Annotated in this window: 21 protein-coding genes; 14 read left to right on the top strand and 7 right to left on the bottom strand. The window is 40.5% G+C overall.

Features of this window, described 5'->3' with window-relative positions; all coding sequences use genetic code 11:
- The first annotated feature begins 7 nt into the window (after positions 1-7).
- From rseP to tilS, 12 genes are all read left to right on the top strand, one after another.
- A complete protein-coding gene (gene rseP, locus HMPREF0693_RS11110) occupies positions 8-1,360 on the top strand; it encodes a sigma E protease regulator RseP (protein WP_004245466.1) in 1,353 nt (450 codons plus the stop codon).
- 40 nt (positions 1,361-1,400) lie between these two features.
- Entirely contained in the window at positions 1,401-3,806 is a 2,406-nt protein-coding gene (gene bamA / locus HMPREF0693_RS11105; RefSeq protein WP_036932435.1) for an outer membrane protein assembly factor BamA, read from the top strand.
- 92 nt (positions 3,807-3,898) lie between these two features.
- Positions 3,899-4,396 carry an OmpH family outer membrane protein gene (locus HMPREF0693_RS11100; protein ID WP_004248713.1) on the top strand — a complete coding sequence of 166 codons (498 nt, stop codon included), beginning with the start codon at positions 3,899-3,901 and terminating at the stop codon, positions 4,394-4,396.
- 3 nt (positions 4,397-4,399) lie between these two features.
- Complete coding sequence (gene lpxD / locus HMPREF0693_RS11095; protein ID WP_004245463.1) at positions 4,400-5,428, top strand: UDP-3-O-(3-hydroxymyristoyl)glucosamine N-acyltransferase; 1,029 nt, start codon at positions 4,400-4,402, stop codon at positions 5,426-5,428.
- Between the two features lie 126 nt (positions 5,429-5,554).
- On the top strand, positions 5,555-6,007 hold the full coding sequence (gene fabZ / locus HMPREF0693_RS11090; protein WP_004245462.1) for a 3-hydroxyacyl-ACP dehydratase FabZ: 453 nt from the start codon (positions 5,555-5,557) through the stop codon (positions 6,005-6,007).
- Between the two features lie 3 nt (positions 6,008-6,010).
- Positions 6,011-6,814 (top strand): acyl-ACP--UDP-N-acetylglucosamine O-acyltransferase, encoded by an 804-nt coding sequence (lpxA, locus tag HMPREF0693_RS11085; RefSeq protein WP_004245460.1) that lies wholly within the window; start codon positions 6,011-6,013, stop codon positions 6,812-6,814.
- Between the two features lie 7 nt (positions 6,815-6,821).
- A complete protein-coding gene (gene lpxB, locus HMPREF0693_RS11080) occupies positions 6,822-7,994 on the top strand; it encodes a lipid-A-disaccharide synthase (protein WP_004245459.1) in 1,173 nt (390 codons plus the stop codon).
- Entirely contained in the window at positions 7,994-8,584 is a 591-nt protein-coding gene (gene rnhB, locus HMPREF0693_RS11075; RefSeq protein ID WP_004245458.1) for a ribonuclease HII, read from the top strand. Before lpxB ends, rnhB begins: the two co-directional genes overlap by 1 nt.
- 22 nt (positions 8,585-8,606) lie before the next feature.
- The gene (gene dnaE / locus HMPREF0693_RS11070) at positions 8,607-12,089 is read left to right on the top strand and encodes a DNA polymerase III subunit alpha (protein WP_004248711.1); all 3,483 of its coding nucleotides are present in this window, start codon (positions 8,607-8,609) and stop codon (positions 12,087-12,089) included.
- 12 nt (positions 12,090-12,101) lie between these two features.
- Positions 12,102-13,061 (top strand): acetyl-CoA carboxylase carboxyl transferase subunit alpha, encoded by a 960-nt coding sequence (gene accA, locus HMPREF0693_RS11065; RefSeq protein ID WP_004245456.1) that lies wholly within the window; start codon positions 12,102-12,104, stop codon positions 13,059-13,061.
- Positions 13,062-13,357: 296 nt separating this feature from the next.
- A complete protein-coding gene (locus tag HMPREF0693_RS11060; RefSeq protein WP_004245455.1) occupies positions 13,358-14,101 on the top strand; it encodes an SDR family NAD(P)-dependent oxidoreductase in 744 nt (247 codons plus the stop codon).
- A 173-nt stretch (positions 14,102-14,274) separates the two neighbouring features.
- Positions 14,275-15,600: a tRNA lysidine(34) synthetase TilS gene (gene tilS, locus HMPREF0693_RS11055; RefSeq protein ID WP_004245454.1), complete on the top strand. Its 1,326-nt coding sequence runs from the start codon at positions 14,275-14,277 to the stop codon at positions 15,598-15,600.
- A gap of 36 nt (positions 15,601-15,636) precedes the next feature.
- Here tilS and rof read toward each other — a convergent pair whose 3' ends face one another.
- The gene (gene rof, locus HMPREF0693_RS11050; protein WP_004245453.1) at positions 15,637-15,897 is read right to left on the bottom strand and encodes a Rho-binding antiterminator; all 261 of its coding nucleotides are present in this window, start codon (positions 15,895-15,897) and stop codon (positions 15,637-15,639) included.
- Between the two features lie 261 nt (positions 15,898-16,158).
- On the opposite strand from rof, the gene nlpE reads away from it, so the two are divergent.
- A complete protein-coding gene (gene nlpE / locus HMPREF0693_RS11045; protein ID WP_004245452.1) occupies positions 16,159-16,839 on the top strand; it encodes an envelope stress response activation lipoprotein NlpE in 681 nt (226 codons plus the stop codon).
- A gap of 118 nt (positions 16,840-16,957) precedes the next feature.
- Here the strand turns inward: nlpE and proS are convergent, their stop codons facing one another.
- From proS to metN, 6 genes are all read right to left on the bottom strand, one after another.
- The gene (proS, locus tag HMPREF0693_RS11040; RefSeq protein WP_004245451.1) at positions 16,958-18,673 is read right to left on the bottom strand and encodes a proline--tRNA ligase; all 1,716 of its coding nucleotides are present in this window, start codon (positions 18,671-18,673) and stop codon (positions 16,958-16,960) included.
- 174 nt (positions 18,674-18,847) lie between these two features.
- Positions 18,848-19,555 carry a tRNA (N6-threonylcarbamoyladenosine(37)-N6)-methyltransferase TrmO gene (tsaA, locus tag HMPREF0693_RS11035; RefSeq protein WP_004245450.1) on the bottom strand — a complete coding sequence of 236 codons (708 nt, stop codon included), beginning with the start codon at positions 19,553-19,555 and terminating at the stop codon, positions 18,848-18,850.
- The gene (rcsF, locus tag HMPREF0693_RS11030) at positions 19,552-19,962 is read right to left on the bottom strand and encodes an Rcs stress response system protein RcsF (protein WP_050765213.1); all 411 of its coding nucleotides are present in this window, start codon (positions 19,960-19,962) and stop codon (positions 19,552-19,554) included. The genes tsaA and rcsF overlap by 4 nt, the downstream gene beginning before the upstream one ends.
- A 130-nt stretch (positions 19,963-20,092) precedes the next feature.
- Positions 20,093-20,908 (bottom strand): MetQ/NlpA family lipoprotein, encoded by an 816-nt coding sequence (locus HMPREF0693_RS11025; RefSeq protein ID WP_004245448.1) that lies wholly within the window; start codon positions 20,906-20,908, stop codon positions 20,093-20,095.
- Between the two features lie 94 nt (positions 20,909-21,002).
- The gene (locus HMPREF0693_RS11020) at positions 21,003-21,656 is read right to left on the bottom strand and encodes a methionine ABC transporter permease MetI (RefSeq protein WP_004245447.1); all 654 of its coding nucleotides are present in this window, start codon (positions 21,654-21,656) and stop codon (positions 21,003-21,005) included.
- Complete coding sequence (gene metN, locus HMPREF0693_RS11015) at positions 21,649-22,680, bottom strand: methionine ABC transporter ATP-binding protein MetN (protein WP_004245446.1); 1,032 nt, start codon at positions 22,678-22,680, stop codon at positions 21,649-21,651. The genes HMPREF0693_RS11020 and metN overlap by 8 nt, the downstream gene beginning before the upstream one ends.
- 210 nt (positions 22,681-22,890) lie before the next feature.
- On the opposite strand from metN, the gene gmhB reads away from it, so the two are divergent.
- Complete coding sequence (gene gmhB / locus HMPREF0693_RS11010) at positions 22,891-23,457, top strand: D-glycero-beta-D-manno-heptose 1,7-bisphosphate 7-phosphatase (RefSeq protein ID WP_004245445.1); 567 nt, start codon at positions 22,891-22,893, stop codon at positions 23,455-23,457.
- The last annotated feature ends 30 nt before the right edge of the window (positions 23,458-23,487 follow it).

Raw genomic sequence — 23,487 nt, 5'->3', positions numbered from 1 at the left:
GTAAGCAATGGGTATCCTGTGGAATCTAGCCGCGTTTATTATCGTTTTAGGTATTCTTATTACGGTACATGAATTTGGACATTTTTGGGTAGCAAGACGCTGTGGCGTTTATGTTGAGCGTTTTTCTATTGGTTTTGGTAAAGCGATTTGGCGTAAAACAGATAAACATGGCACCGAATTTGTCGTTGCATGGATACCTTTAGGTGGCTATGTAAAAATGTTGGATGAGCGTGTCGCCGAAGTCGCACCAGAGCGTCGTCATCTCGCTTTTAACAATAAAACCGTCGGGCAAAGAGCCGCTATTGTTGCCGCCGGACCGATTGCAAATTTCTTATTAGCCATTGTGGCTTATTGGCTTGTTTTTATGATTGGGGTGCCGGCATTAAAGCCAATAATTGCAGATATTCGCCCTGACTCTATCGCAGAACAAGCAAAATTAACGCCGGGAATGGAACTAAAATCCGTTGCAGGTATCGAAACGCCTGATCAGAATGCTGTTCGTTTAGCATTAGTGAGTAAAATTGGTGCAAAAGAGGTGACTTTCGTTGTAACTCAGCCTAACTCTCTTTCTGAGAGTGAGAATATACTGAATTTGCAACAGTGGAATTTTGATCCTGAAAGACAAGATCCTATCGTATCCCTAGGCATCATGCCTGTTGGCGCACGGTTGGACTCTAAAGTTGTAGAAGTAATACCAGACTCTGCAGCTGAAAAAGCAGGTTTACAAGCAGGGGATCGGATCGTTAAAGTCGATGGTCAGCCAATTGATACTTGGCACCCATTTACTTATTTTGTTCGACAAAGCCCCAACAAAACGTTGGAACTGTTAGTTGAACGTAACGGTGCTTCTTTGGTGTTAAATATTACTCCTACAGCAATAGCGCTGAAAGATGGTAGCGAAGTTGGACAAGTGGGTGCGAAGCTACAAGTATTACCGCCAGATGAGCAATACTTGATAATGCAACAATACAACCCATTTTCAGCGTTATATGAAGCATCTGATAAAACATGGCAGTTAATGGGTTTGACTGTCAAAATGATTGGCAAGTTAGTGGTTGGTGATGTCAAGTTAACAAATCTTAGTGGACCGGTTTCTATCGCTAAAGGCGCTGGAATGTCTGCGGATTCAGGTTTTGTTTACTATTTGATGTTTATCGCACTTATCAGTGTCAATCTGGGGATCATTAATTTGTTTCCCCTGCCTGTCTTAGATGGTGGGCACCTGCTTTTCCTGGTTATCGAGAAGATAAAGGGAGGGCCGGTATCTGAGCGTGTACAAGATGTCTGTTATCGTTTCGGTGTTATGGCACTGATGCTGTTAATGGGACTTGCACTTTTCAATGATTTCTCTCGCTTATAATAAAATAAGCAGGGACCGGTTAGGAAAACACAAAACAACGATGGCGATGAAAAAGTTGCTTATAGCGTCGCTGCTGCTGGGCAGCGCCACTGCATACGGTTCAGACGGATTCGTAGTTCAGGACATTCAATTTGAAGGTCTTCAACGCGTCGCCGTTGGTGCAGCATTACTGAACATGCCTGTCCGAGTTGGAGATTCGGTCAGCGATGATGATATTAGTCGAACTATCCGTTCATTATTTGCGACAGGAAACTTCGATGATGTTCGGGTTCTGCGTGACGGAAATGTACTTATTGTTCAAGTTAAAGAGCGTCCAACAATTGCGAGTATTACTTTCTCAGGTAACAAAGCAATTAAAGAAGATATGCTTAAGCAAAATCTTGATGCTTCCAATATCCGTATTGGTGAAACACTTGACCGAACAATGTTGGCTAATATTGAGAAAGGTCTTGAAGATTTCTACTATAGTGTTGGTAAATATAACGCCACAGTAAAAGTTGTTGTGACTCCTCTTCCTCGTAACCGTGTTGATTTAAAACTGGTATTTGCCGAAGGTGTTTCAGCTACTATTCAACAAATCAATATTGTTGGTAATAAAGCATTTAGTACTGCTGAATTAGTTAACCGCTTCCAACTACGTGATGATGTGCCTTGGTGGAACTTAGCGGCTGATGAAAAATATCAGAAACAAAAACTCGCTGGTGACTTAGAGACATTAAGAAGTTTTTATCTAGATCGTGGTTATGCACGTTTTGATATTGAATCCACAAACGTTAGCTTAACGCCTGATAAAAAAGGTATTTATATTACTATTAACCTGAAAGAAGGTGATAAATACACGGTTGAAAGTACCGAAATCAATGGTAATACCGCAGGCTATACCAAAGAGATTGAAGATCTGATCCAAATCGCACCAGGCTCACTGTATAACGGTGCTCAAGTGACCAAAACAGAAAATGAAATTAAAAATCTATTAGGTCGCTATGGATACGCCTATCCACGGGTGATGACAAATCCTGAAATCAATGATGAAAATAAAACGGTAAAACTGCATGTTAACGTTGATGCAGGGAATCGTTTCTATGTGCGTCAAATCCGTTTTGCGGGTAATGATATAACCAAGGACTCTGTTTTACGTCGTGAAATGCGTCAAATGGAAGGGGCTTGGTTAGGTAGCGATTTAGTTGAACAAGGTAAAGAGCGTTTAAACCGTTTAGGTTATTTTGAAACAGTCGAAACGGAAACACAGCGTATTCCGGGATCACCTGATCAAGTTGATATCGTTTATCGTGTCAAAGAGCGTAATACGGGTTCACTTAACTTTGGTGTCGGTTTCGGTACAGAAAGTGGTGTCAGCTTCCAAGTTGGGGTAACACAGGATAACTGGTTAGGAACGGGGAATGCCGTTGCGATTAATGCCAGTAAAAATGATTACTCAACGTATGCTGAATTGTCAGTCACTGATCCTTACTTTACTGTAAATGGTGTCAGCTTAGGGGGGCGTATTTTCTATAACGATTTCCGAGCTAATGATGCAGATTTATCCGGCTATACCAATAAATCTTATGGGTTAGACGGCACCTTAGGTTTCCCTATCAATGAATATAACTCGGCTCGTCTTGGCTTAGGCTATACGCATAACGGCCTGTCACGGATGGAACCTCAAGTGGCGATGTGGCGTTATCTTGAAAGTATGGGGGAAAACCCGGGTTTTGATAAACGCGAATCCTTTAATGCGGATGACTATACTGTCAGCATGGGATGGACATTTAATAACTTAAACCGTGGTTTCTTCCCAACCTCTGGGGCAAGAAGTAATTTAAGTGGACGTATTACTATACCGGGCTCTGATAACAAGTACTATAAAGTGACTTGGGACGGTATGGCGTATTACCCTCTTGATGAAAAAGAGTCTTGGGTCACCTTGTTCAAAGGTCGTTTAGGTTACGGTGACGGTTTAGGGGGTAAAGAATTACCCTTCTATGAAAACTTCTATGCCGGTGGTTCTGGTACAGTGCGTGGTTTCCGTTCCAATAATATCGGTCCTAAAGCGATTTATTTGAAAAAAATTGCAAAAGATGGGAGTACGATAATTGATCCTTCATTATCTAGCGATGCGGTCGGTGGTAATGCTATGGCAGTCGCCAGCTTTGAACTGATCACTCCAACGCCATTTATTGATGATAAATATTCCTCATCCGTCAGAACTTCAATGTTTGTTGATGCGGGTACGGTATGGGATACCAACTGGAACAGTACTAATTCTAATTGGACTGCTGGTATGCCTGATTTTGGTAAGGCAAGTAATATACGTGTTTCAACCGGTGTGGCTTTACAGTGGTTATCACCTTTAGGTCCGTTAGTCTTCTCTTATGCGAAGCCAATTAAAGATTACGAAGGCGATAAATCTGAGCAATTCCAGTTTAATATTGGTAGAACGTGGTAGCGATGTAAGTAAAGTTGATGTCTTTTCTCAATATATAGAAAAGACATCTCATATCTGACAAAAAATTTATTTTGGGTTTTAAGGAGTCTATCGTGAAAAAATTGTTATGTGCCGCTGCCCTAGGAATGGCATTGACGATGTCAGCAGGCGCTCAAGCTGCAGATAAAGTAGGTGTTGTGAACATCGGTCAAGTTCTCCAAAAAGTGCCTAACCGTGATGCGGTAGAGAAACAGTTGGAAAATGAATTTAAATCACGTGATACCGAATTGCAAAATTTAGGTAAAGCATTACAAACTGCGGTTGAGAAATACCAAAAAGATGCACCAACCATGAATGCGACACAACGTGCTAATACAGAAAAAGATCTGGTTGCTAAACGTGAAGCTTATGCACAAAAAGCACAAGCTTTTGAGCAAGACTTTAGCCGTCGTCAAGCAGAAGAGCGTAATAAAATCATGAAACGTGTATTAGACGCTGTTGATGCTGTAGCGAAAAAAGAAGGTTATGATGTGATTTTAGATGCAAACACTGTTCCTTATTTCGCAGACGGTAAAGATATTACTGCTCAGGTTCAAAAACAGGTTAAATAATAGATGTTTTCAATTCGATTAGCTGATCTTGCTCAGCAATTGAATGCACAGTTACACGGCGATGGTGATATCACTATCGCCGGTCTTGCTTCAATGGGCTTAGCAAATGGTGAACAAATTACCTTTCTTTCCGATAGCCGCTATCGTGAAAAACTAAGTGAATGTCAGGCCGCTGCGGTGGTATTAACAGAGGCTGATCTTCCTTTTTGTCCTGTTGCTGCACTGGTGGTGAAAAATCCTTATCTGGCTTATGCACAAATGGCTCAGATTATGGATACTACGCCCGCGCCAGCACAAGATATACATCCTTCTGCTGTTATTGCCGCTGATGCTAAATTAGGGAATAACGTCTCAATTGGTGCAAATGCGGTCATTGAGTCAGGTGTTGAGTTAGGTAATAACGTAGTTATTGGTGCAGGATGTTTTATTGGTAAAAAAGCACATATCGGCGATAATAGCCGTTTGTGGGCAAATGTCTCTGTTTATCATGAAGTTATCATTGGTAAAGATTGTTTAGTACAATCTGGTACTGTCATTGGTTCTGATGGTTTTGGTTATGCCAATGAGCGTGGCAATTGGATTAAAATTCCTCAGTTAGGCTCAGTGATCATTGGTGACCGTGTCGAAATTGGTGCATGTACTACCATCGATAGAGGCGCATTAGATAACACAGTTATCGGTAATGGTGTTATCATTGATAACCAGTGCCAAATCGCACATAACGTCATTATTGGTGACAATACTGCTGTGGCAGGTGGTGTCATCATGGCGGGGAGCCTGAAAATTGGGCGTTACTGTATGATTGGTGGAGCAAGTGTTATCAATGGTCACATGGAAATTTGTGATAAAGTTACGGTAACAGGAATGGGGATGGTTATGCGTCCTATCACTGAACCTGGGGTTTATTCTTCTGGCATTCCGTTACAACCGAATAAAGCATGGCGTAAAACCGCAGCACTGGTGCTGCGAATTGATGAAATGCAAAAAAGGCTAAAGTCGCTAGAACGTCAAGTAGAAAATAGCGATAAGTAACAAGTAGCATCTTTGACGGTTGTTGTTACCTATTTTGCGACCTGCGCGTTAACTCCCTTTTTGAGTCACAGCAGGTCGTGTCATTCTTAATTAGATTCAGTTTTATTAGACAGGAAGAGTATTGCAATGAGTGATAATCATACTCTGCAAATCGAAGAAATTTTAGATTTACTTCCACACCGTTACCCATTTTTATTGGTTGACCGTGTCCTTGATTTTGAAGAAGGGAAATTTCTAAGAGCAGTAAAAAATGTATCTTTTAATGAGCCTTTCTTTCAAGGTCACTTCCCAGGCAAACCTATTTTCCCTGGTGTACTGATCCTCGAAGCAATGGCGCAGGCAACAGGTATTTTAGCATTCAAAAGCGTAGGAAAACTGGAACCCGGTGAACTTTACTATTTTGCTGCTATTGACGGTGCTCGCTTTAAACGTCCTGTCTTACCTGGAGACCAAATGGTTCTTGAGGTTGAATTCATTAAAGAACGCCGTGGCGTTGCACGCTTTAAAGGCGTCGCTAAAGTTGATGGAGAAATTGCCTGCGAAGCTGAGATGATGTGTGCTCGCCGCCGTGAGGTCTAGCTTATGATTGATAAATCCGCAGTAATTCACCCTTCTTCAATTATTGAAGAGGGTGCGGTAATTGGTGCTAATGTTCGCATTGGCCCTTTTTGCGTTATTGGTAGCCATGTTGAGATTGGTGAAGGTACAGATATCAAATCTCATGTGGTTATTAATGGCCATACACGCATTGGCCGTGATAATCAGATTTACCAATTTGCCTCTATCGGTGAAGTAAACCAAGATCTGAAATATCGTGGTGAGCCGACCCAAGTCATTATTGGTGATCGCAATCTTATCCGCGAAAGTGTCACTATTCATCGTGGTACGACACAAGGCGGTAATATTACTAAAATTGGCAATGATAACTTATTGATGATCAACACCCATGTTGCTCATGATTGTATCATTGGCGATCGCTGTATTATTGCAAATAACGGTACTTTAGGTGGACATGTCACTTTAGGTGATTATGTGATAATCGGTGGTATGAGTGCGGTTCACCAATTTTGTCAGATTGGTTCACATGTCATGGTGGGCGGCTGTTCCGGTGTAGCACAAGATGTTCCTCCTTTTGTGATTGCACAAGGAAACCATGCCACCCCTTATGGTTTGAATATTGAAGGATTAAAACGTCGCGGTTTTGCAAAAGAAGATCTGCATGCCATTCGTAACGCTTACAAGATACTTTATCGTAATGGTAAAACGCTTGAAGAAGCGCGAGAAGAGATTGCTCAATTAGCCGCAGACAATAATAATCAGTATGTAAAAATATTCAGTGATTTTCTGGAAAACTCAGCAAAATCAAACCGCGGTATTATTCGCTAATTAGGATATGACCTTGTCAGGCCAATCATCTATAAAACAGCGTCCGTTAGTTATCGGCCTTGTGGCTGGTGAAACGTCCGGTGATATCTTGGGCGCGGGATTAATCCGCGCTCTTAAACAAATGCATCCCAATATTCGTTTTGTTGGTGTCGCAGGTCCTTTGATGCAAGCAGAAGGTTGTGAAGCTTGGTATGAAATGGAAGAGCTTGCGGTGATGGGGGTCGTGGAAGTACTTGAACGTTTGCCACGATTATTGAAGATCAGAAAAGATCTCACTCAACGCTTTACACAACTTAAGCCAGATGTTTTTGTTGGTATTGATGCTCCTGATTTTAATATCACCCTTGAAGGTCGCTTAAAACAAAAAGGGTTGAAAACTATCCATTATGTCAGTCCATCAGTATGGGCTTGGCGTCAAAAACGGGTTTTTAAAATTGGTAAAGCAACGGATTTGGTTTTAGCTTTCCTTCCTTTTGAAAAAGCGTTTTACGATAAATATCAGGTTCCTTGTCGCTTTATCGGTCATACAATGGCTGATGCAATTGCGTTACACCCTGATAAAAAAGCGGCTCGTGAACACCTAGGTATTGATCAAGAGGCAATCTGTTTAGCTCTGCTACCAGGAAGTCGGCATTCTGAAGTGGAAATGCTCAGTGCGGACTTTATAAAAACAGCGCAGCGATTAAAGCAACAGATCCCCGCATTACATATTGTTGTCCCTTTGGTAAATGCGAAGCGACGGGCACAATTTGAACAAATACATCAAAGTGTTGCCCCAAAACTTGAAATCCAACTCTTAGATGGACAAGCAAGAGAGGCGATGACCGCCAGTGATGCGACTTTATTAGCATCTGGTACAGCCGCCTTAGAATGCATGTTAACGAAATGCCCGATGGTAGTGGGTTATCGTATGAAACCATTTACCTTTTGGTTAGCAAAAAAATTAGTTAAAACGCCCTATGTCTCTTTACCCAATTTATTAGCAGGACGGGAAATAATTAAAGAGTTGCTGCAAGAAGAGTGCACACCAGAAGCACTGGCAGAACAATTACTCCCCCTATTAACGGATGCGGAAAAAGCACAACACTTAAAAGAGATATTTTTACAATTACACTCAGCTATCCGTTGTCGTGCTGATGAGCAAGCAGCGAATGCAGTTTTAGAATTAGCAGGTCAATAATGGAATTTGTCTATCCTAAAGCAAACCTAATTGCTGGCGTCGATGAAGTCGGTCGCGGACCATTGGTGGGGGCGGTAGTTACTGCTGCGGTGATCCTCGATCCAGCTAATCCTATTCAAGGATTAATGGACTCGAAAAAATTGACCGAGAAAAAACGCAATGCGCTTTATGATGAAATAAAAGAAAAAGCATTATGTTGGGCTATTGGACGTGCTGAGCCTGAAGAGATAGATAAACTGAATATTCTTTGGGCAACGATGAAAGCCATGGAGCGTGCTGTCGCGGGATTATCCATAACGCCTGATATGGTCTTAGTCGACGGAAACCGTTGTCCTAACTTGCCAATGGCATCTCAAGCGGTGATTAAAGGTGATAGTTTAGTTCAAGAAATTAGCGCAGCGTCAATACTGGCTAAAGTTACCCGTGATAGGGAAATGGAACAGCTAGATAAACTTTATCCTGATTACGGCTTTGCCAAACATAAAGGCTATCCAACAGCCTTCCATATGGAAAAACTGGCTTCATTAGGGGCAACGCCTTATCATCGTAAAAGTTTTGCGCCTGTAAAACGTGCTTTAAATTTAGTCTAATCCACAGAGTAATTAATAAGATATGGCAGATCCTCGTTTTATCCATCTAAGGGTACACAGCGATTATTCAATGATCGATGGATTGGCAAAAACAGGGCCTCTTGTGAAGAAAGTGGCTTCGCTGGGTATGCCTGCTTTTGCAATTACAGATTTCACTAACTTATGTGGGTTAGTGAAATTTTATGGAGCGGCTCATGGTGCCGGTATCAAACCTATTGTTGGTGCAGATGTCTATCTGGAAACGGAACTATTAGGTGATGAATACGCGCATTTAACCATTCTCGCCCGTGATAATGTGGGATATCAAAACCTAACACTATTGATTTCTGAAGCTTATAAACATGGTTATGGTGCTGCCGGACCGGTTATCAAACAAGAGTGGTTAACAACATATAAAGAAGGTCTCTTGTTGCTTTCTGGCGGTAGAATGGGAGATGTTGGTAAATTCCTACTACGCGGTAATCGAGCTTTAGTTGAGCAATGTCTTGAATATTATCAAACGCACTTTCCTGATAGCTATTATTTAGAGCTTATTCGTACTGGGCGTCCGGATGAAGAGAGCTACTTACACGAAGCTGTAGCCTTAGCATCAGAAAAAGGGCTTCCTGTTGTTGCGACAAATGATGTCCGTTTTCTGGATAGTGATGATTTTGATGCTCATGAAATTCGCGTGGCTATTCATGATGGTTTCACATTATCCGATCCTAAACGTCCTAAACACTACAGTCCTCAGCAATATATGCGCACAGAAGAAGAGATGTGTGAGCTTTTTGCTGATATTCCTGAAGCATTAGAAAACAGTGTTGAAATAGCCAAACGCTGTAATGTGACCATTCGTTTAGGTGAGTACTTTCTTCCTCAATTCCCGACCGGGGATATGAGTACAGAAGATTTCTTAATTAAAAAGTCCAAAGAGGGCTTAGAAGAGCGCCTTGCCTTTTTATTTCCTGATCCGCAAGAGAGAGAAAAGCGACGTCCTGAATACGATGAGCGCCTTGAGATTGAACTTAAAGTTATTAACCAGATGGGATTTCCCGGTTACTTTTTGATAGTGATGGAATTTATCCAGTGGTCTAAAGATAACGGTGTTCCTGTAGGGCCAGGACGTGGTTCAGGTGCTGGCTCACTGGTGGCTTATTCGCTTAAGATAACAGATCTCGATCCTCTAGAGTTTGATCTACTGTTTGAACGTTTTCTTAATCCAGAACGTGTATCAATGCCTGACTTTGACGTTGACTTCTGTATGGAGAAGCGCGATAGAGTTATCGATCACGTTGCGGATATGTATGGTCGTGATGCCGTATCGCAAATCATTACCTTTGGTACTATGGCGGCCAAAGCTGTTATTCGAGATGTTGGGCGTGTTTTAGGACACCCTTATGGCTTCGTTGATAGAATTTCCAAGCTTGTTCCCCCTGATCCGGGAATGACGTTAGAAAAAGCCTTTGCCGCCGAGCCTCAGTTACCTGAAATTTACGAAGCTGATGAAGAAGTGAAATCGCTTATTGATATGGCGCGTAAATTAGAAGGGGTAACGCGTAATGCGGGTAAGCATGCCGGTGGTGTCGTTATTTCTCCAACCAAAATTACCGACTTTGCGCCACTTTATTGCGATCCGGAAGGGAATAACCCGGTTACACAATTTGATAAGAATGATGTTGAATATGCCGGTCTTGTTAAATTTGACTTCTTAGGGTTAAGAACGCTGACGATAATCAACTGGGCATTAGAAATGATTAATGCTCGACGGGCTAAAAAATCACTTGAGCCTGTTGATATATCAGCCATTTCATTAACCGATCAGCGTAGCTTCGATATGTTGCAACGCTCTGAAACCACAGCGGTATTCCAATTGGAATCCCGTGGCATGAAAGATCTGATAAAGCGTCTGCGACCAGACTGCTTCGAAGATATGATTGCGTTAGTTGCACTGTTTCGCCCAGGGCCTTTACAGTCGGGGATGGTGGATAACTTTATCGACCGAAAACACGGTGTTGAAGAGATTTCCTACCCTGATGTTAAATGGCAACATGAGAGCTTACAGCCTGTATTAGAGCCAACTTATGGTGTTATCTTGTATCAAGAGCAAGTGATGCAGATTGCACAGGTACTTGCCGGTTATACCTTGGGTGGCGCGGATATGTTACGACGCGCGATGGGTAAGAAAAAACCTGAGGAGATGGCAAAACAGCGCTCTGTGTTTGAAGCGGGGGCGATTAAAAATGGTGTTGATGGCGAATTAGCCATGAAAATCTTTGACTTGGTAGAGAAATTTGCCGGTTATGGATTTAACAAATCGCACTCAGCGGCTTATGCCTTAGTTTCTTATCAAACGCTCTGGTTAAAAGCTCACTATCCTGCGGAGTTTATGGCGGCAGTCATGACTGCCGATATGGATAATACCGAAAAAGTGGTCGGTCTGGTGGATGAATGTTGGCGAATGGGTTTAAAAGTCCTTCCTCCAGATATTAATAGTGGGCTTTATCATTTCCATGTTAATGATGAAGGCGAAATAGTGTATGGCATAGGGGCCATCAAAGGGGTTGGAGAAGGCCCTATTGAGGCAATTGTCGAAGCGCGTCAACAAGGTGGTCATTTTAAAGATATTTTTGATCTCTGTGCGAGAACAGAAACCAAAAAATTGAATCGCCGAGTGATGGAAAAACTGATAATGTCAGGCGCATTTGATAAATTAGGGCCTCACCGTGCAGCATTAATGTCTTCGCTGGAAGATGCCTTAAAGGCGGCAGATCAACACGCAAAAGCGGAAGCCATTGGGCAATCCGATATGTTTGGTGTATTGGCAGAAGCCCCAGAGCAAGTGGAACGTTCTTATGCCAATGTACCTAAATGGCCAGATCAAGTTGTTTTAGAAGGTGAGCGAGAAACCCTCGGTTTATATTTAACGGGACATCCCATCACCCGTTATCTAAAAGAAATTGAACGATATGCGGCAGGAACCCGTCTAAAAGATTTAGTACCTACCCCCCGAGGTCAGATGGTAAAAGTGGCAGGATTAGTCCTTGCTTCGAAAGTCTTTACCACTAAACGAGGGAATAGAATTGGTATATGTACGTTAGATGATCGTTCTGGTCGTTTGGAAATTATGTTATTTTCCGATGCATTAGATAAATACCAACATCTATTGGAACAAGATCGGATTTTAATTGCTACCGGGCAGGTCAGCTTTGATGATTTCAACGGTGGGCTTAAAATGACAGTCCGCGAATTAATGGATATTAACGAAGCGCGTGAAAAATATGCTCGAGGGCTTGCTATCTCGTTATCAGACAGGCAAATTAATGAGCAATTATTAAATCGTCTTCGCGGCGTTTTAGAACCTCATCGTTCAGGCACGATCCCGGTTCATCTTTATTTTCAAAAGCATGATGCCTGTGCACGTTTGCGTTTTGGTGCAACATGGCGAGTAACGCCGACTGATATGCTTTTGACCGATCTGCGAACTCTGCTGGGTAATGAGCAGGTGGAATTAGAATTTGACTAGAATAGGAATGTTATGAGTCTTAATTTTCTGGATTTTGAACAGCCAATTGCCGAGTTAGAAGCGAAAATCGATTCGCTAACCGCAGTTAGCCAACATGATGAAAAAATTGATATTAATATTGATGAAGAAGTTGCACGCTTAAGAGAAAAAAGTTTAGAACTTACTCGAAAAATTTTCTCTGATCTTGGTGCATGGCAAGTGGCACAACTTGCTCGTCATCCATTAAGACCTTATACCCTTGATTATATTAATCGTGTTTTTACTGATTTTCAGGAGTTGGCGGGCGATCGCGCTTATGCTGATGATAAAGCGATTGTCGGTGGTATTGCTCGTTTAGACGGTCGTCCGGTGATGATCATTGGTCATCAAAAAGGACGTGAAACGAAAGAAAAAATTCGTCGTAATTTTGGTATGCCGGCTCCTGAAGGTTATCGCAAAGCGCTGCGTTTAATGGAAATGGCACAACGTTTTAAATTACCTATTATCACTTTTATTGATACTCCGGGAGCTTATCCGGGGGTGGGCGCTGAAGAGCGTGGACAATCAGAAGCGATTGCTCGTAATTTAAGAGAAATGTCTCGCTTTGGTGTGCCAATTATTTGTACCGTTATTGGCGAAGGTGGCTCTGGTGGTGCTTTGGCGATTGGTGTGGGTGATAAAGTGAATATGTTGCAGTACAGCACCTATTCCGTTATTTCGCCAGAAGGTTGTGCTTCTATTCTATGGAAGAGTGCTGATAAAGCACCATTAGCTGCTGAAGCTATGGGGATCACGGCAAATCGTTTAAAAGAATTAAAATTGATTGATACGGTGATCCCTGAACCTTTAGGTGGTGCTCATCGTCATTATGATGAAATGGCAGCATCACTAAAAGCACAGCTAAAAGCTGATTTAGCGCAGTTAGATGAGTTTGATACAGAAGAACTCACTAACCGCCGTTATCAACGCTTAATGGAATATGGCTATTGCTGATTGAGCGGGTACTTAGCTAGCCATTAAAAAGATCACTCCCCATGCTATAGCATGGGGTTTTTTTTATGGCGAATAGGATCAGGCTATTATCACACCACTATCATTCCAGCTAATTTTTCTTTTATAAAACTATTTCTATTGTTAATAGTAATAGCTTGTGATACTTTCATTTTTAATTATATATCAATATGTTAACTCGATCTCAAATATAAGATTTATGTTTATCTTTGCTTAAAAAATACGTAACCCTACCTATGATTTGATAAGGCTTATCGTTAATCAAAGAAGGAAAAGTTATGATTTCATTTAGCAACAAAGTAGGCATTATCACCGGAGGTAATAGTGGTATCGGTTTAGCTAGCGCTGAGAAATTTTTATCACTAGGGGCATCGGTTGTTATTACTGGAAGTCATTCAGGTCGTGGGGAAAAAGCACAAAACTATTTGCAAGATAAAGGGTTTTCCGCAGAATTTGTTCAAATGGATGCCGCCAATGAGCAAGATAATCAACAACTGGTTAAGCATGTAGTAAAACATTATGGCAAAGTGGATTTTTTATTTGCTAATGCGGGTGTTTTAACCGATACCGTTGCCGATAAATTACATTACGATCAATGGAAAAAAGTGCTTGATGTTAATCTTAATGGACTATTTCTTATTAACCGCGCGGTTATTCAACATTGGTTAGAAACTAAAACCACAGGCGCTATTGTTAACTGTAGTTCAATCTGCTCTTTTGTCGGCCAGCATGCATTTCCTGCTTATTGCTCCTCTAAAGGGGGCATTAAATTACTCACACAAACGTTAGCGCTTGATTATGCCAGTCAAGGTATTCGTGTTAATGCTGTTTGTCCAGGCTATATTGATACTCCTTTATTAGAGGGGCGTGAATTAGACAAACAAAAACTCGTCGCTTTACACCCTATTGGTCGGTTAGGTACACCTGAAGAGGTGGCTAATGTTGTTGCCTTTTTAGCAAGTGATGCCGCCTCGTTTGTCACAGGGGCTTCTTATCTCGTTGATGGTGGCTTTACGGCATAATTAAACCCATGACAGCGATGAGGACAGCATTTTCTTAGTATCGTTATCAGCTTAAGTGAAAAGTTATATTCTGCTTTCTTTTTTATTATGTTGCGGCGAAAGGTTGTGTTCGTGCAAAATGCAATGGAAAGGCTTAACATAACCCATTGAATTCTTCGATAACTGATAATGCTATGGAACTGAAAAATTGTCCTCTTATTAACGAAATTAAACGACAAATTGGCTCTCATACTCATATTTTAGTGGGTTTTAGTGGTGGAGTTGATTCAACCGTTTTATTGCATGGGTTGGTTTGCTTACGTGATAAATATCAACTTCCTTTAGAATTAACGGCAATTTATGTTCATCATGGATTGAATTCAAAAGCCGATGATTGGCTCACGCATTGCGAACATTTTTGTCATAACTGGCAGGTCAGTTTTATCAGTGAAAGAGTACAAGTCAATGGGAAAGAAGGGGGGATTGAGCAGGGTGCCAGAGAAGCGCGCTATCAAGCTTATCGCCAATATTTACAGCCTAATCAAGTTTTAGTGACGGCACAACATCAAGATGATCAAGCGGAAACTTTCCTATTAGCGCTTAAACGCGGTAGTGGACCGGCAGGGTTGTCTTCAATGCCTGCAAAAATGCCTTTTGAACAAGGGTATTTATTACGACCATTACTTAATATTACACGTGAACAAATCGAAGCTTATGCACATGAGCACGGTTTATTATGGATTGAGGATGATAGTAATCAAGATGATCGCTATGATCGCAATTTCTTACGTTTACATGTTATGCCTCTATTGACTCAGCGCTGGCCACATTTTTCTCAAGCTGTCACTCGTAGTGCAGCACTGTGTGGTGAACAAGAAGCGCTCTTAGATGAGTTACTCGATGTAGAATTGCAGCAATTGATTGATGAGCATCAGAGTTTAGATATCAATTTATTGTCCCGCTGTAGCGAAATAAAACGTAATGCATTGTTGCGTCGTTGGTTTGCTAAATGTAATAAAAGCATGCCATCAAGATCTCAATTGTCGCGGCTATGGCAAGAAGTTGCTTTAGCTAAAGCAGATGCAGAGCCACGGTTACGTTTTTTCCAAGATGAAGTTAGGCGTTATCAACAACGCCTCTATCTTGTACCTGTTATGGAAGAACTAACGGATAGGGTTATCGAATGGTCATTATCACAACCTTTAATTTTGCCTAATCAGTTAGGGATATTAGCGGTGAGTCGTGATAGCGGTAAAACAATCTGCAGAGCACCGTTAGCAGATGAAAAAGTGACGGTTCGTTTTGGCTTAACGGCTTCATCTTTACGTATTGTTGGGCGAAATTTGGCCAGATCAAGCAAGAAAATTTGGCAAGAGCTTAATATTGCCCCATGGCAAAGAACTCGTATCCCATTGATTTATTATAACGATACATTAATTGCAGCGGTTAATACTTTTGTGACTTTAGAGGGAAATGCAACAACAGAACAAAGTATAACAATTGAGTGGCAAGCGTCGTAAACAACCGCCAATTACGGCGGTTGTTTATGTAAATAGTTATTCAGATTTGATTATGATAGTGCCAAGTTCGGGATGAGAAAAACTGGCAATAATATCCAGTCGTAAATCTTTTGCACCCTCAGATGTTTTTACTTTCAGATATTCAACTTTTTTACTTAAAAAGAGATCATCTGCGACACCATCAATTTGCTCACCATTATGTAATTCAATATGGAGTGTTAAGCCTCGTTGGCAAGCTAACTCCAAATATTCATAATCATCACAATTAATTGGTTGATATTCTGTATTTGTTGACATATTCCCTCACCACTCGTTCGTGGCGGTATTGCCGCCAGTGAATAATTCAGAATAAAATCATTATGCTGTTATTCGAAGTGATCACAATAGTTATTGTGATAATTTTCTGAAATAGTGCATTCTGCGACAAGATTTAAGAATTTATACTAAAACGTAGTGTAATTATCTTAAAGGGGGTTTTATTCACCCTTTTTGCTTAAAAAAATGCTAAACTAGCATTGAAAACGAGAAATTAGAAAGTACCCAGAACTTAGGGAGTTGATGATGGGGAAAAAACTTTTATTTGCAGCCATTGCTGCAGGGTTATTTATTATGTCAGGCTGCCAGAATAATATTGGCCTGTCACTCGATGGTAAAATTGTTGATCAAACATATAACAGTATTCTACCTTGTGCCGATTGTTCTGGTATCGACACGACTATTCTTGTCAATCAAGATGGCTCTTATGTAATGGAGCAAAGTTACCAAGGCACTTCTGATGACAATCGAAGTTTTTTTGAGTCAGGTACTTGGTCATTAAGTAAAGATAAACTGACCTTGACTAATAGTTATGGCGAGAAGAGTTACTATTTACCTCGTGAAGATAAATTAGTTATGTTGGATATCGATGGTAATGTAATTAATTCGGGTCTTAATTATACCTTAGCAAAGGTTCAACCTAAGCAGTTAGCGGGGGAATTTACCTATTTTGCTGACGCTGGAACCTTTAAAGATTGCCAATCTGGACGTGTCTATGCCGCTGATGGATTAGTATTAGAAAAAGGCTATTTTGCTACAGGCGTTGATGGCGGAACACCTGTCTATCTAGAGGTCAGAGGTTACTATAGTATTCGTCCTTCAATGGAAGATGGACAGTATGATCGTGCATTAGTGGTTACCGATAATAAACCACGCTTTGATCGTCATGGCTCTTGCAATAGCCGTCGTAATAGCAGAAGTTAATTCATTATAAAAAAACCGCTTTAAATAAAGCGGTTTTTTTTACGTTTAACAAAAGTGGTAACAGCAGTCGTTAAGTTTGGTCAGTTTAGCCCATAAGGGCTAAACAATATTAAATGGATTAAACCAGTTGCTCTTTAATAAAGGCAACAACATCATTCACATTGACCAGCGATTTATCATCACTACGGCGTGCTTTATACTCAACTTGTTCGTTATCCAGATTACGATCACCAATCACGATGGTGTGTGGTACACCAATCAGTTCCATATCTGCAAACATCACACCTGGGCGCTCTTTGCGATCATCAAATAATACATCAATACCCTGTGCACGTAAGTCAGCATAGAGTTTCTCTGCTACTTCTTTTACACGATAAGAACGATGCATGTTCATTGGTAAAATGGCAACTTGGAAAGGTGCGATAGCATCAGGCCAGATAATACCACGGGCATCATGGTTTTGTTCGATTGCCGCTGCAACGATACGAGTAATACCAATACCATAACAACCCATAGTCACAACTTGGTTATGGCCTTCTTCGTTTTGTACCGTCGCTTTTAATGCTTCAGAATATTTCTTACCTAGTTGGAAGATATGACCGACTTCAATACCACGTTTGATAAGTAAAGTACCTTTACCATCTGGGCTTGGATCACCTTCGACAACATTACGGATATCCGCCATTTCAGCAAGAGGTAAATCACGCTCCCAGTTAATACCAAAGTAGTGTTTACCATCAATATTTGCACCAGCACCAAAATCGCTCATAACAGATACAGCGCGATCGATAATGATTGGTAATGGCAAGTTAATTGGACCAAGAGAGCCTGGACCTGCATTAACAGCTTGGCGGATCTCTTCTTCAGTCGCGAAAACTAAAGGTGAAGCGACAATGCTACATTTTTCTGCTTTTATTTCATTGAGCTCATGATCACCACGGACTAATAAAGCCACTAATTTATGACCACTTTCTTCAGTTGCATGAACAATAAGTGTTTTAACTGTTTTTTCAATAGGCAGATTAAATTGTTCAACTAATTCAGCAATAGTTTTTGCGTTTGGTGTATCTACTAAACGTAACTCTTCTGTTGCTGGTGAACGAGGTGTTGCTGGCATAACCGCTTCTGCTAATTCAATATTAGCAGCATAGTCAGATGCTGTTGAGAATACGATATCATCTTCTCCGCTATCTGCTAATACTTGGAATTCATGAGAGGCACTACCACCAATAGAGCCTGTATCAGCCAATACTGGACGGAAGTCTAAACCAATACGAGTAAAGATATTGCTATAGGCTTGATACATTCTGTCGTAAGTCTCTTGTAGAGACTCTTGAGAGATATGGAATGAATAGGCATCTTTCATGATAAACTCACGTGAACGCATAACACCAAAGCGCGGGCGTACTTCATCACGGAATTTAGTTTGAATTTGGTAAAGGTTGAGTGGTAGTTGTTTGTAAGAGGTGATTTCATTACGAACAATATCGGTCACCACTTCTTCATGGGTTGGACCTAAAACAAAAGGACGCTCACCGCGATCTGTAAAACGCAACAATTCTGGGCCATATTGTTCCCAACGGCCACTTTCTTGCCATAGATCAGCAGGCTGAACAACCGGCATTGAAATTTCAAGTGAGCCTGCGTTGTCCATCTCTTCACGAACAATTTTCTCAATTTTTCTCAGGACACGAACACCGGTCGGCATCCAATCATAAAGGCCAGATGCGAGTTTACGGATCATACCTGCGCGAAGCATGAGTTGATGGCTGACAATTTCGGCATCAGCAGGCGTCTCTTTCAAAGTAGAGAGCAAATAGTGGCTAGTACGCATTATTAGGTTCCATTAGAACAAAAATACTTAGGCTGACTGTCAGGCCAGTCTACATCAATATAAATAGAGAAAGTCTTTAGTCTACCAGTGACTTAGGTTTGCCAAAAGAGGCAAAGCATTTTTTTCAATCTGATTTGCTTAAAGACAAGAAGTTTCAATGTTAGTAAGTGCAAGTTAGCGCGGTTCTATACTAAGAACAAGTGTTTGCTGCCCATTGACTTGCCAACGAATATTAAAATCCAGTAAATGCACGGCATATACTCTATCACTTTGTTCGCTTTTTTTATAAGCAGGACGCGGATCTTGTTGCAATACTTGAGTGATAAATCGCATAAGATGAGGATATTGATGAGAGTAATATTGTAACTGCTGTGTGGCATCTTCAGAAAAAAGAATCTCCATCTCTTCATGAGGAGCATATTGGGCAAAGCCTGCTGTTGCATCAGCAATAGATTCAGCATAGGGAAGGTACGGCTTGATATCAATAATGGGGGTTCCATCAATAAGATCTAGACTGCCTAGTTGCAAGATCACCGATTGCTTTTCAATAATGATATCTTTTAGCTCGACTAATGACATGCCGATAGCATTAGGGCGAAAAGTTGAGCGAGTGGCGAAAACCCCGAGTTTGCTATTCCCCCCTAATCTTGGTGGGCGCACTAATGGATGCCAACCTTGTTGCGCTGTTTGATGAAAAATAAATAATAACCAAAGATGGCTAAATTGTTCTAAGCCTCTTACTGCATCAGGATGATTATAAGGTGTGTGTAGTATTAGCTGGCCTACGCCATCCTGGACTAATCCAGGTTGGCGAGGAACGGCAAATTTCTCTTTATAAGGGCTGATAATATGCCCTATAGATGTTATTTGGTAGCTATTCATTGAGTAATTAATAGTGCTGAACCTTCACAGATTGCCGATTGATAGCAACCCATTCCTGTGACTATTTGGCATTCATGTAATAAAACTGCATTCGCATTTTTATAAGCCGCTTTGATAGCCATTCTTTTTTTCGCAGCAGGTAAGCTTGCGGGTGGATCTTGTAGTGTTTGTCGGCAAGATTCACCGGCAACAACACCTAAATCTTTAAAAGGCGCACCTAAAAGATCTTCTGTTTTTTCAACAATGCGAACAGGAGATAAAGTTTGCTGTTTGGGCTTTTGTGGTTGGTCAGGTTTATTTAAACGCATATCCGTAAACTTAGACTGATCAACATCAGATGATTTCTGCATTGAACAGCCGGTCATAAACAGCGCTATAATGCCAATAAGTAGCAAGCGCATGTGCATGGGTATATCCTCTTTATTATTGTCTATACAAAAATTAAACCGCCCTAATTTAATGCAAATTAGCCCAGTAAAAAAGAGAAAGGCGAACAAATGTCCGCCTTTTTTATTATTAAGTTGAGTTGTGAGATGATTACCAACCTTTTACTGCACCACCGTTAAAAATCTTATTCGCAGCGCTATCAACTTCATCTGTTTGATAAGATTGAATAAATTTCTTCACATTTTCATCATCTTTATTGTCTTCACGGGCAACAATAATATTGACATAAGGTGAATCTTTATCTTCAACAAAAATACCATCTTTTGCTGGAGTTAAGTTAACTTGACTCGCATAGGTTGTATTAATAACCGCTAAGTAGATTTTTTGATCATCTAAAGAGCGCGGTAATTGTGGTGCTTCTAACTCAACTAATTGTATGTTTTTCGGATTTTCAATGATATCCAGTTTAGTCGGTAATAAACCAACCCCTTCCTTTAATTTCACTAATCCTACTTTTTCTAAAAGTAGCAGTGAACGACCTAAGTTGGTTGGATCATTAGGGATAGCCACTTGTGCACCATCGGGTAAATCTGCTAAATCCGTTATTTTTTTAGAATAACCCGCAATAGGGTAAATAAAGGTATTACCTACAGCCGTAATTTTGTAATTACGATCTTTGATTTGTTGATCTAAATAAGGCTTATGTTGAAAGGCATTAATATCAATATCACCACGGCTTAATGATTCATTAGGCATGACAAAGTCATTGAAAGTGACGAGTTCAACATTAAGTCCATATTTATCTTTAGCGACTTGTTTAGCAACTTCAGCAACTTGTTGTTCAGAACCAGAAATAACCCCCACACGGATATGATTGGGATCTTTTTCTTTTTCGCCACAACCTGCTAAAGCTAAAGCACCGACTAACGTACTGACTACAGCAAGTGATTTAAATTTCAATGACATAGATTTACCCTTTCTTTGAACTGGTTAAATAAAAGGTTTCATACAAACTACATTTATTGATTAGATAGTAGATGAATAGAAACCTTTAATTCATTTATTTATGTGTTGTCAGTTTAACTAAACGATCGCCAATAAACTGAATGATAAAAACAAGAATAACAAGTAGTACAATGACGGTATTCATTACTGTGGCATTATAGCCCACATAACCATACTGATAACCAATTTGACCTAAACCACCGGCACCCACAGCGCCCCCCATTGCGGAATAACCGACTAATGTAATGAGTGTAATGGTCGCAGCATTAATTAAACCTGGTAAAGATTCTGGTAATAAAACTTTCTTGATTATCTGCATTGGTGTTGCCCCCATGGCACGAGAAGCTTCAATTAAACCATGAGGTATTTCTAATAAGGTATTTTCTACCATACGTGCAATAAAAGGTGCAGCTCCTACAGTTAACGGAACGATAGCCGCCTGTAAACCAATGGATGTTCCTACTACCATACGTGTAAAAGGGATCATCCAAACTAATAAGATAATAAAAGGGATGGCCCTAAAAATATTAACTAAAGCAGAAATCACTTTATAAGCGGGGGAGTTCGCCATAATTTGCTCTGGACGAGTCACATAAAGTAAGACACCTAATGGTAATCCAATGACAAAACCAAAAAAGCCTGAGACAAATGTCATGACTAAGGTTTCCCAGATCCCACTAATTAATAAATAAATCATTCCTTCAGACATAACCGAGAACCTCTACTTTCACATGATGCTCTTCTAAAAACGCGATAGACTTTTCTGTGTTACCATTTTTACCGTGTAATTCTGCTAGCATCACGCCAAACTTTACTCCACCGGCATAGTCCATTTGAGAACTTAAAATATTAATATCAGCATCAAAACGACGAGCAACAATAGACATTAATGGCGCATCAACAGATAACCCATTAAATTCAAGCTTTAACAGCGGGAATAAGCCTTCTTCCCACTCTGGCTTCATACGTTCTTTATAATCGTCAGGAATATCCAATTGTAATGTTGATTGAATAAATGCTTGAGAAACGGGTGTTTTAGGGTGAGAGAAAACCTCACTTACCGCATCACTTTCAACTAATTGACCACCACTGATCACGGCAACTTGGTCACAAATACGTTTTACAACATCCATTTCATGAGTGATAAGTAAAATAGTTAACCCTAAACGACGATTAATATCTTTTAACAGTTCTAAAATAGAACGTGTCGTTGCAGGATCAAGAGCACTAGTTGCCTCATCACACAATAAAACGTTTGGTGAATTAGCTAATGCTCGAGCAATCGCAACACGCTGCTTTTGTCCCCCTGATAAATTGGCAGGGTAATACTCTTTTTTATCTGCTAAACCCACTAATTCTAATAACTCATTAACACGTTTATTAATATCTGCACGCGGCGTGTTATCAAGTTCTAGAGGTAAGGCAACATTATCAAATACCGTTCTTGAGGACAGTAAATTAAAATGTTGGAAAATCATGCCAATGCCACGACGTGCTTTGGTTAATTCTTTATCAGATAATTTTGTTAGATCACGACCATCAACCCAAACTTCACCTGATGTCGGCTTTTCTAACATGTTTACACAGCGTATGAGAGTACTTTTACCTGCACCTGACGATCCAATCACACCAAAAATCTGCCCTTGTGGCACATGCAGGTTAATATTTGATAGCGCTTGTATTGAACGCGCTCCCTGCTTAAATACTTTATTTATATTCGTCAGTTTAATCATCTTGTTCTTTATATAAGTAGAATATGGGACATTCACGCTATTCTGCCCGAGTTAAAATAGATGTTAAGGCGTCTAGACGTCCAAGTCAACAAAAAAGAGCAGAAGCGTAATAGGTAATAATAGTCAATAAAAGAAAGAAAGGTGGATATGCTTCTCTATATAAGAAAAAACATGCGATACTAAGCGCAAATATCTAAAAGGAGTAATGCTGTGAGCAAGGGGATTTCTGCGATTTTTTTAGATCGCGATGGAACGATTAATATCGATCATGGTTATGTATCTGAAATTGATAACTTTGAATTTATCGAAGGTGTGATTGAAGCAATGGCTGAATTAAAAGCCATGGGATATGCTTTAGTGCTAGTGACTAATCAGTCAGGTATTGGTCGAGGGTATTATAGTGAAGATCAGTTTTTACATTTAACTGAATGGATGGATTGGTCTTTAGCTGATCGAGGCGTCGATTTAGACGGCATTTATTATTGCCCACATCATCCAGATGCAATTATAGAAGAATACAAAAAAGAGTGTGACTGTCGTAAACCTGCAACAGGTATGTTTATGGATGCGAAAGCACAATTAAACATCGATATGGCATCTTCTTATATGGTGGGAGATAAAAAAGAAGATATGTTGGCAGCAAAAGCGGCTGGCGTTGGGCATAAAATTCTCGTTCGCACAGGAAAAGCGATTACAGAAGAGGCCGAAACTTGTGCAGATTTTGTTCTAGATAGCTTAGCTGACCTGCCAAAATGGCTTAAAAGCCACAAAAAATAGGCACTTCGTTTAATTAACCAACAAACAAAC

This window comes from Proteus mirabilis ATCC 29906 (genome assembly GCF_000160755.1).
Taxonomy (GTDB): Bacteria; Pseudomonadota; Gammaproteobacteria; order Enterobacterales; family Enterobacteriaceae; genus Proteus; species Proteus mirabilis.
This window is presented reverse-complemented; position numbering and strand designations above follow the sequence as displayed.

Bases quoted from the DNA above. Each gene is read 5' to 3' on its own strand.
- rseP (WP_004245466.1), top strand. From the start codon at position 8: ATGGGTATCCTGTGGAATCTAGCCGCGTTTATTATCGTTTTAGGTATT.
- bamA (WP_036932435.1), top strand. From the start codon at position 1,401: ATGGCGATGAAAAAGTTGCTTATAGCGTCGCTGCTGCTGGGCAGCGCC.
- lpxD (WP_004245463.1), top strand. From the start codon at position 4,400: ATGTTTTCAATTCGATTAGCTGATCTTGCTCAGCAATTGAATGCACAG.
- fabZ (WP_004245462.1), top strand. From the start codon at position 5,555: ATGAGTGATAATCATACTCTGCAAATCGAAGAAATTTTAGATTTACTT.
- lpxA (WP_004245460.1), top strand. From the start codon at position 6,011: ATGATTGATAAATCCGCAGTAATTCACCCTTCTTCAATTATTGAAGAG.
- lpxB (WP_004245459.1), top strand. From the start codon at position 6,822: ATGACCTTGTCAGGCCAATCATCTATAAAACAGCGTCCGTTAGTTATC.
- rnhB (WP_004245458.1), top strand. From the start codon at position 7,994: ATGGAATTTGTCTATCCTAAAGCAAACCTAATTGCTGGCGTCGATGAA.
- dnaE (WP_004248711.1), top strand. From the start codon at position 8,607: ATGGCAGATCCTCGTTTTATCCATCTAAGGGTACACAGCGATTATTCA.
- accA (WP_004245456.1), top strand. From the start codon at position 12,102: ATGAGTCTTAATTTTCTGGATTTTGAACAGCCAATTGCCGAGTTAGAA.
- HMPREF0693_RS11060 (WP_004245455.1), top strand. From the start codon at position 13,358: ATGATTTCATTTAGCAACAAAGTAGGCATTATCACCGGAGGTAATAGT.
- tilS (WP_004245454.1), top strand. From the start codon at position 14,275: ATGGAACTGAAAAATTGTCCTCTTATTAACGAAATTAAACGACAAATT.
- rof (WP_004245453.1), bottom strand. From the start codon at position 15,897: ATGTCAACAAATACAGAATATCAACCAATTAATTGTGATGATTATGAA.
- nlpE (WP_004245452.1), top strand. From the start codon at position 16,159: ATGATGGGGAAAAAACTTTTATTTGCAGCCATTGCTGCAGGGTTATTT.
- proS (WP_004245451.1), bottom strand. From the start codon at position 18,673: ATGCGTACTAGCCACTATTTGCTCTCTACTTTGAAAGAGACGCCTGCT.
- tsaA (WP_004245450.1), bottom strand. From the start codon at position 19,555: ATGAATAGCTACCAAATAACATCTATAGGGCATATTATCAGCCCTTAT.
- rcsF (WP_050765213.1), bottom strand. From the start codon at position 19,962: ATGCACATGCGCTTGCTACTTATTGGCATTATAGCGCTGTTTATGACC.
- HMPREF0693_RS11025 (WP_004245448.1), bottom strand. From the start codon at position 20,908: ATGTCATTGAAATTTAAATCACTTGCTGTAGTCAGTACGTTAGTCGGT.
- HMPREF0693_RS11020 (WP_004245447.1), bottom strand. From the start codon at position 21,656: ATGTCTGAAGGAATGATTTATTTATTAATTAGTGGGATCTGGGAAACC.
- metN (WP_004245446.1), bottom strand. From the start codon at position 22,680: ATGATTAAACTGACGAATATAAATAAAGTATTTAAGCAGGGAGCGCGT.